Raw genomic sequence first — 7,970 nt, 5'->3', positions numbered from 1 at the left:
GACCGCCAAAATTTGGCGAACGCATCCTTTCGAGGGTGTCCAACCGGGTATACCCGCCGACAAATCTGTGCGATGACATCGTGTTGAGTGGACAGAAATGTCCAGAGCCCCCACCTGCATTGACGCAAGTCGGGACCCTACTCAGATTGCCGCGGGTCCCTCAGGAGTGTGCCGTATGGCGCCCCGCCGCGGCACAGGCCACCGGACGGGTCATACGGGATGCCCCTAGTGGCGTGCCGCCGTTCATCCATATCGGCTGTGGGGGTGTCCGGTGGGGGTTCGGCGGATTCTGGCGGTCATTGCAACAGCAGCGGTCCGATGTCTTCGATCGGTTTGCGGAACTCTAGCCGTTTGCGGGGTCGGCCGTTGAGCTCGGCGGCGACCGCGTCGAGGTCTGCTTCGCTGTGCACCGACAGGTCGCTGCCCTTGGGGAAGTACTGCCGCAGCAGTCCATTGGTGTTCTCGTTGACCGGGCGTTGCCACGGTGAGTGCGGGTCGGCGAAGTAGACCTCGATGTCGGCGGCGAGCTTGATCTGCTTCCAGTCGCGCATCTCCGTCCCGTGGTCCCAGGTCAGCGAGGTGCGCAGCGCCTTGGGCAGGGTCTGGATCTTCCGTGTCAGCGCCTGGCGCATCAGTTCGGGGGTGTACCCGTGGGGCAGGTGGACCAGCATGGTGTAGTTGGTGGTGCGCTCGACCAGCGTGCCGATCGCCGAGGCGTTGCGGCGGCCCAGGATTAAATCGCCTTCCCAGTGCCCGGGCACGGCGCGGTCATCGGCCTCGGGGGCACGCTCGGTGATGCTGACCGGGTCCGGGATGCGGTTCTTGCGCTGGCCGGCCTTGCGGCCGGGTTTGCGCACGCTGCGTCCGGTGCGCAGCCGCCGGGTGAGCTCGCGCCGTAGGGCACCGCGGGAGGAGAGGTAGAGCGCTTGGTAGATCGTCTCGTGGTGCACCTGCATCTCCGGGTCCTCGGGGAACTCCCGGTGCAGCCGGCCGGCGATCTGCTCCGGGGAGTACTTCTGCTCCAGGTCGGACTCCACCCGTTCGCGCAGGCGCGGGTGGGTGACCAGCTTGGCCTGCTCCGGGCGGCTGGCCCGTTCGTAGGCGGCCGCGTGCGCGGTGCTGGCCCGGTAGCCTCCGTGGCGGTCTGCATTGCGGCGCAGTTCCCGGCTGATCGTCGAGGGTGAGCGGCCCACCGCGGCCGCGATCTGCCGCACGCCCTGGCGCTGGGCCCGCAGCAGGGCGATTTCCTCCCGCTCGGCGAACGTCAAGCACCGTCCCTTCAGGTTCCGGCCCCGCCGGGGACGGACCCCACCACAGGCAACGAGCCACCGGGCCCCCTGCTTGCGGTAGCTGCCCGCGCCCTGGGCCGCGTCGGTGATGAACTCACCTCGGGCCATCGCCTCCCAGAACTTCTGATGCACTTCGGGAACCATGTAGCCACCAAATCGCACCTCCAACACCTCGTCTCGCATCTCGCTTCAACCGGGGTGTTGCAATCACCGTTAGAACCCAAGGTTCCATTATTGGGACGGTGCCATCGCTGGTTCGGGGTGCTGTTAACCGGCGTACTTGTATCGCCCCTGGGGTCCTGGGCGGGATCAGGGGTTGGGCCCGGTGGAGGGTTCCTCGCTCTTGAGCGTGGTACCCACGGTCCATAGTTCTGGGTCGACTTCGTTGACGAGGACGCGGACGGAAGACAGGGGGGTCTCGAGGGTGCGGGAGACCGCGGTGGCGACTTCGCGCAGGCAGTCCTGAACCTTGGCGCGGTCGCGCCCGGCGACCATGTTGATGGTGACGATGGGCATGGAGAACTCCGTTCTGAGGGGCGCGCGGCGACCGACGTGTCGAGACGGACGCTGGCCCGGTTGGAACCTGGGGCGGCGTCGCCGAAGGGCGGGGTGCGCGTATGGGGTGGGCGTATGGGGTGGGCGACCGGTGTGTTGTCAGGTGGCTGGTGTGGCCGGCGGCCGCGCGGTGGATTGGCGCGGGATCAGTGTCGGGGTGGCCGTGACCGGTTCTGCGCTGAGAGTGCCGGCGAGTTGCTGGGTGAGCAGGTCCACGGCGTGGGTGGCGATCCGGTCGAAGGGAACCCGGACGCTGGTCAGAGCAACGGGCAGGCGGGCCGAGACAGGGATGTCGTTGTACCCGACGACGGACAGGTCATCAGGCACGGAGAGCCCGGCGGCCTGGGCAGCGGCGAGCACGCCGATGGCGGTGTTGTCATTGACGGCGAAGATCGCGGTGGGCCGGTCCGGGCCGGTGAGGATGGCCCGGGCCGCGGTCTCACCGGAGTCCATGCCGAAGGTGGACTCGTGGATCAGATGCTCCACGTCGGCCAGGCCGGCCTCGGCCATGGCCCGGCGGTACCCGGCCTGCCGGGCCACGGCGGTGGAGGCGTAGGACGGGCCGGCGACCAGGGCGATCTGCCGGTGGCCTAAGTCGAGCAGGTGGCGGGTGGCCAGGTAGCCACCGAGTTCGTCGTCACCGGCGGCCGTGGGGCTGACGTGGTCGGTGCGCAGCGCCAGCACGTGGGGCACCCCTTGGGTCCGCAGCTCGGCGGCGAAGGGATCATCCAACCGGGCGGTGGTGAGGATCAAGCCGTCCACGCGCTGCCGCAGCAGGGTTTCGGCGGCGGCCCTCTCCGCCTCGGGGCGGTCCTCGGTGGTGGCCACGATCGCGAAGCCGGCCTGGGCGGCGCAGGCCCGGGCGACTTCCTCGAAGAACATGGCCATCACGGTGTCCGACAACCGCGGGACCAGGACCCCGACGGTGCGGCTGTGCTGACGGCGCAGCCCGGAGGCGTAGGCGTCCGGGCGGTAACCGAGCTCGGTGGCCGCGGCGCGCACGCGCTCGGCCGAGGGCGAAGTCGAGGGCGGGTGCCGGTCATCCAGCACCCGGGAGACCGTGGAGATACTTACCCCGGCGGCCCGGGCCACGTCGCGAATGGTCACCGCTTTGGACGCGGTGCGCTCAGTCACGACGGTCCTTGGCCATGCCCCGGACGATACCAAAACCGGTGGCGTGCCCTCTGACAAGGCAGCAGAAGAATCGGGCGGGTCCCCCGGGGTGCTGTCGAGAACCGCACTGGGCCGCCGCGAGTGAACCGGGTCACGAAAAGTTTGAGGGGAGGTGTTGACATGTGCCATGGCTCACATCATAGTTGAAAACGTTCTTGCAAACGTTTTCATCTTCTGAAGGAGCCGATCATGTCTCTCGATCTCCGCGGCCTCGTCCCCGCCCCCGTCACCCCCTTCACCCCGGACATGGAGGTCGACCACGCCGCGTTGGCCAACCTCACCCGCTGGCTGGCCTCGGTGCCGGGCGTGAAGGGCCTGGTGTGCCTGGGTCACGCCGGTGAGGGCACCTACCTCACCGCCGAGGAGCAGACCGAGGTCATCCGCACCATGGTCGAGGCCGCCGGCGGCGTGCCGATCGTCGCCGGCATCACCGGGGAGGGGGACAAGGTCGCGGCCCTGGAGGCCGCCCGGGCCCGCGAGGCCGGGGCCTCCGCCGGCCTGGTCTACCCCTCCCACGGGTGGCTGCGCTTCGGCTACCAGGACGGCGCCCCGCAGGAGCGCTACCGGATCATCCACGAGGGTTCGGGTCTGCCGCTGATCCTGTTCCAGTACCCGGATGCCACCAAGGCCACCTACAACCTCAAGACCCAGCTGGAGATCGCCGCCCAGCCCGGGGTGTTCGCCACCAAGAACGGGGTGCGCAACATGCGCCGCTGGGACACCGAGATCCCGGTGCTGCGCCGGGAGAACCCGGAGCTGCAGATCCTCACCTGCCACGACGAGTACCTGCTGCACACCATGTTCGACGTCGACGGCGCCCTGGTCGGCTACGGTGGACTGGCCCCCGAGCCGCTGATCGAGCTCATCGCCGCCGGCAAGGCCAAGGACTACGCCACCGCCCGCGAGATCCACGACAAGCTGCTGCCGGTGACCAAGGCCGTCTACCACCGTGGTTCGCACATGGAGGGCACCGTGGCGCTGAAGATGGGCCTGGTCGAGCGCGGGGTGCTGCCCAACGCGGTGGTCCGCCCGCCGCTGCTGCCGCTGGCAGAAGGTGCCCGCGAGGAGATCTCCGCGGCACTGGCCCACGCCGGACTGATCGGTGAAGACGCCCAGTACACCACCACCCGCCCGTTCCAGGCCGCCAGCGTGGTCTGAGCTTCCCAATCCCAACGGTGGAGACGACGATGACCAATGTGACTGCACGACCCCAGAAGCCCACCCGCCGAGGATCCGCCCTCGTCACGGACGGCGAACACACTGCGGCCGGCGCGCAGCCGCCTGCCCCGCGCAAGTCCCGGTCCCGGTTGCTGGGTGCTCTGGCCCTGATGGGCCCGGGGTTCATCGTGGGGGCCTGGCAGTTCGGCCCCGGCAACCTGGCCTCGGCCGTGCAGGCCGGCAGCCTGCACGGCTACGACCTGATCTGGGTCATCGCCGTCTCCACCGTGCTGATGCTCGGGTTCACCGACATGAGCGTGCGCATCGCCCTGGCCTCGGACCGCTCCCTGATCCAGATGATCAAGAAGCGCCTGGGCAAGGTCACCGGGGTGGCCGCCGGCATCGGGGTCTTCTTGATCACCCTGATGTTCTCCGTGGGCAACGCCGTCGGTTCCGGGCTGGGCATGTCCATGGTCTTCGGCGGCTCCCCGACCCTGTGGACACTGGCCTGCACCGTGCTGGTGGCCATCGTGGCCTGGGCCCCGAACTACTACAAGGTCTTCGAACGCGGCCTGCTGGCCATCATCGCCCTGATGGCGATTGGGTTCCTGGCCTCGGCGGTGCTGACCAAGCCCGACTGGGTCGAGGTCGCCGACGGATTCATCCCCTCCCTGCCACCGGGGGCCGGGATGCTGCTGGTGGCCCTGGTCGGCACCAACTTCTCCATCAACGCCGCGTTCTACACCGGTTACGCGTCCCGGGAGCGGGGCCTGCGCCCCGAGCAGTACAAGGCGACCACCCTGGCCGACACCATCCCCGGGATCGTGGCCCCGGGCATCATGACCATCCTGGTCATCGTCGCCGCGGCCACCGCCCTGCGGGCCACCGGTGGGGAGGCCAAGACCCTGGCCGATCTGGCCAAGGTCCTGGAACCGGTCGCCGGACCGGCCGGGCCGATCGTGTTCGGTCTGGGCTTTACCTGCGCGGCGTTCTCCTCGATGATCGCCAACGCCACCGCCGGCGGCACCCTGATCTCCGACGCCCTGGGTTGGGGCAACAAGCTCGACCGGCACCGGGTCAAGGCCATGATCTGCCTGGTGTTGGCCTTCGGCCTGGCCGTAACCCTCCTGGCTCAGGGCTCCCCGATCCAGCTGATCATCACCGCCCAAGCCCTGACCGTGATCGTCGCCCCCCTGCTGGGGATCCTGCTGCTGATCATGGCCACCCGCAAGGACGTGATGGGCAAGTACGTCAACCGCTGGTGGCAGACTCTGCTCGGGCTGGTCGGACTCATCGCGATCCTGGCCACCTGCTACCGGCTGGCCTCCAGCCTGCTCGGCGGCTAACCACGCCGTCTAAACCAGCGGGGGTCGGGACCATATCGTGGTCCCGACCCCCGCTCGTTAAAGCCACGCCTCGTTCAGGCGGCATCCTCCACGGAGGACGCGCCGGTGGCATCCAGGCACGCGTGCCACCACCCGCGGTGATGGTCCACTGTCACCGGCCGCCACTGCTCACCGGCCAACCAACGCAACCCCGCCTCGTCGGCGGCCACCTGATATCCGCTCTGGGCCGCCACCCACGCGGCCTCCTGTTCGGCATGACACCGGCTGGTCGACCAACGCTGCCGGTTGATCTCCGCAGCCGTGGCCAGGCCGACGCCGCCCACCACCACGAGCACGGCCAACACTCCGGAGGCGGTCACCGGCGCGGCAAAGACGGCGGCGGCGCACAACACCGTCGCGTACATCACCGCCACCGGATGGTTCCACCACCGCGGCGCCAGCCCCTGCGGAGCCCGTGCCACCGCGGGAAACACCCGAGCCGACACCGAGTCCGCCCACTCCCGCGGCGAGTCCACCGGCGACTGATTAACCTTCACGAACACTCCTGACCCATCCACCAGTACGACGTGCCGCATGCACCCGACCCGCCCCTCAAAGGAAACGGCCGCCGACCATACAGCTACCTCTCTACCTATGTACCAGTCCGGAGAGCCGCAGACCCGGGATTTGGCTATCTCGTTGATCACAGCGGTACTAAGAGTTCAGCAAAGGCCCACCCGAAGCACCTGTGTGGCGACAACACTGTCCGTAGAGGGATGGTTATGAGAAATCGGAATACCGGGCCGAGCCGTCGGTGTACTTGTAGCCGATGGGGAACTGCTCGATGATGACATGCCCGGGAAACTCGTCCTGGATCGCTTCCGCGAACGCATCGGCTTCGCCCGGGTCGTCGAACACCCCCAAGACGACATTGTCAGGCATCTCGTCCTGCTGCACGATCCAGACCCGGCGCCCACGCCTCCGCCATCCCATGCCGCCAGCATAGGTTTCAGCGCGCGGGAGTCCGCGGCTGAGCCTCCGCGCAGTAAGGGGATCCTTCAGCGAAACATGTTGCAGTCGCCAATCCAGGAGGATAAATGCGTGGGTTTCGACCTGGGTCCGGCTGTGCGGTTCGAAGCCGTGGTCCGGCTGTGCCCATAGACGGTCTCGCTCGACCCCGGTGACTGGCGTCAACGGACCGACCTCACCAAGTACTGTTAGGCGCCCGGCCCCGGACTCTCCGCAGCACTGCGCAACGGCCCCGGCTGATCCTCGCGATGGACCTGGGCCGTTGCGCCTCCTTCGCCTACCCTCGGATACCCTCGGGGCATGTCCAAGGATTTCGGTTGGTTTGCCCAAGCCCGCTGGTCCCGTGGGGTTTTCGTCCCGAGTGACCCGGCCATCCTCACCGACGCGCCCTGCCCGCCACCGGCCCGGCTTGCAGCTGCTCCCTTCTTCGGTGCCCTCTCGGCCGCCGCGATCGGTGGCCTGACGCTCATCGAACCCCGCACCCTGGGCGGCGGGGCGCGGGCCGCGTACCGGATCACGACGGCGGCGATCAGCGGTGCTTACACCGCCGCCACCGTGCCCCTGGACGCCCCGCTGGACGTGGCCCAGCGGGCCTCCATCGGGGTAACCGCCGGGGGCGCCACCCTGGGACTGGCCGACCCGCTCGAGGCCCTCGACGCCCGGATGGTGGACTGGCTCACGGCCCGCGGGGTGCGCCGGCCGCGGTGGTGGCTGGCCGGCATCTCTGCCGCGATCGTGGCCGCCGGCTGGGCGGCGGACCGCGCCGAGCTGCGCGGCCTGCAGCGGGCGCTGCAGGAACACGCGGACCGCCTGGAGGACGAGCCGCCGCTTGGTCCGGTGGACCCTGCGGTGCGGGCCATCCTGGGCGTGTTGCTGCGGCCGGAGGTTCCTGGCGCCGAGGCGTTGCGGCTCCAGCTGGAATCGGTACAGCAACAGAATTTGGGCGTCCCCGAGGGCCTGCCCGCTGACGTCCTGGACGGGGTGTTCCCCACGGATGTGTATCTGACCGTCGATGAGGACGCCCCGCGCATCACCCCCCGCACCCAGCTCTGGCCGGTCACGGCCCGGTTCACGCTGGATGGTGCGGTGTTCGAGATCCAGTTGCAGATCCACGAGGGCCGTCTGGGATCACTGTCCATCATGGTCGCCGACGAGACTTTCGGGCCGGACAGCGACATGGACTACGAGGAGGTCATCGGCCTCCTGACCGCCTGGCCGGACGTCTCCGACCTTCAGATCCGCACCGAGACGGCAGACCCCCTGCCCTAGTAGTGCTTTGTCAGGTTGGTCCGGTGCGTGGGCCGTAGGGGCAGTGGCTGAGCATGCCGATGACCGTGGTCTGGAGTTCGGCCAGGTTCGATGCGCTAGGGAGTGTCTCTTAATGGAGCAGTGGGCGTTGGTCGAGCCCTTGATGCCCTCGGCCCCCGGGGCGGGCCGGCCG

8 protein-coding genes are annotated in these 7,970 nt (G+C 68.7%); 3 read left to right on the top strand and 5 right to left on the bottom strand.

Translation table 11 applies throughout. The features are described from left to right. Positions 1–296 precede the first annotated feature (296 nt). From PLJ28_RS13975 to PLJ28_RS13965, 3 genes are all read right to left on the bottom strand, one after another. Positions 297–1,472 (bottom strand): IS30 family transposase, encoded by a 1,176-nt coding sequence (locus tag PLJ28_RS13975; RefSeq protein ID WP_502877091.1) that lies wholly within the window; start codon positions 1,470–1,472, stop codon positions 297–299. A 126-nt stretch (positions 1,473–1,598) separates the two neighbouring features. Beyond that, a complete protein-coding gene (locus PLJ28_RS13970; RefSeq protein WP_298045672.1) occupies positions 1,599–1,805 on the bottom strand; it encodes a tautomerase family protein in 207 nt (68 codons plus the stop codon). A 138-nt stretch (positions 1,806–1,943) separates the two neighbouring features. Continuing rightward, a complete protein-coding gene (locus tag PLJ28_RS13965) occupies positions 1,944–2,978 on the bottom strand; it encodes a LacI family DNA-binding transcriptional regulator (RefSeq protein ID WP_298045673.1) in 1,035 nt (344 codons plus the stop codon). Positions 2,979–3,206: 228 nt separating this feature from the next. On the opposite strand from PLJ28_RS13965, the gene PLJ28_RS13960 reads away from it, so the two are divergent. Both PLJ28_RS13960 and PLJ28_RS13955 read left to right on the top strand, forming a co-directional pair. Beyond that, positions 3,207–4,175 carry a dihydrodipicolinate synthase family protein gene (locus tag PLJ28_RS13960; RefSeq protein ID WP_298045674.1) on the top strand — a complete coding sequence of 323 codons (969 nt, stop codon included), beginning with the start codon at positions 3,207–3,209 and terminating at the stop codon, positions 4,173–4,175. A 29-nt stretch (positions 4,176–4,204) separates the two neighbouring features. Next, entirely contained in the window at positions 4,205–5,521 is a 1,317-nt protein-coding gene (locus PLJ28_RS13955) for an Nramp family divalent metal transporter (protein WP_324590258.1), read from the top strand. Between the two features lie 74 nt (positions 5,522–5,595). Here PLJ28_RS13955 and PLJ28_RS13950 read toward each other — a convergent pair whose 3' ends face one another. Both PLJ28_RS13950 and PLJ28_RS13945 read right to left on the bottom strand, forming a co-directional pair. Then, positions 5,596–6,096, bottom strand: a complete 501-nt coding sequence (locus PLJ28_RS13950) for a hypothetical protein (RefSeq protein ID WP_324590257.1) — start codon at positions 6,094–6,096, stop codon at positions 5,596–5,598. Between the two features lie 184 nt (positions 6,097–6,280). Further along, positions 6,281–6,694, bottom strand: coding sequence for a hypothetical protein (locus PLJ28_RS13945; protein ID WP_298045677.1), 414 nt, complete (start codon positions 6,692–6,694; stop codon positions 6,281–6,283). 135 nt (positions 6,695–6,829) lie between these two features. Here PLJ28_RS13945 and PLJ28_RS13940 point away from each other — a divergent pair, with 135 nt between their 5' ends. After that, the gene (locus tag PLJ28_RS13940; RefSeq protein WP_298045678.1) at positions 6,830–7,798 is read left to right on the top strand and encodes a hypothetical protein; all 969 of its coding nucleotides are present in this window, start codon (positions 6,830–6,832) and stop codon (positions 7,796–7,798) included. Positions 7,799–7,970 lie beyond the last annotated feature (172 nt).

Origin of the sequence: Citricoccus sp., from assembly GCF_035445025.1 — a bacterium.
Classification (GTDB): Bacteria; Actinomycetota; Actinomycetes; order Actinomycetales; family Micrococcaceae; genus Citricoccus.
This window is presented reverse-complemented; position numbering and strand designations above follow the sequence as displayed.

What these genes read in the sequence shown, in the direction of transcription:
- PLJ28_RS13975 (WP_502877091.1), bottom strand. Translation starts at nt 1,472, where the DNA reads ATGCGAGACGAGGTGTTGGAGGTGCGATTTGGTGGCTACATGGTTCCC.
- PLJ28_RS13970 (WP_298045672.1), bottom strand. Translation starts at nt 1,805, where the DNA reads ATGCCCATCGTCACCATCAACATGGTCGCCGGGCGCGACCGCGCCAAG.
- PLJ28_RS13960 (WP_298045674.1), top strand. Translation starts at nt 3,207, where the DNA reads ATGTCTCTCGATCTCCGCGGCCTCGTCCCCGCCCCCGTCACCCCCTTC.
- PLJ28_RS13955 (WP_324590258.1), top strand. Translation starts at nt 4,205, where the DNA reads ATGACCAATGTGACTGCACGACCCCAGAAGCCCACCCGCCGAGGATCC.
- PLJ28_RS13950 (WP_324590257.1), bottom strand. Translation starts at nt 6,096, where the DNA reads ATGCGGCACGTCGTACTGGTGGATGGGTCAGGAGTGTTCGTGAAGGTT.
- PLJ28_RS13940 (WP_298045678.1), top strand. Translation starts at nt 6,830, where the DNA reads ATGTCCAAGGATTTCGGTTGGTTTGCCCAAGCCCGCTGGTCCCGTGGG.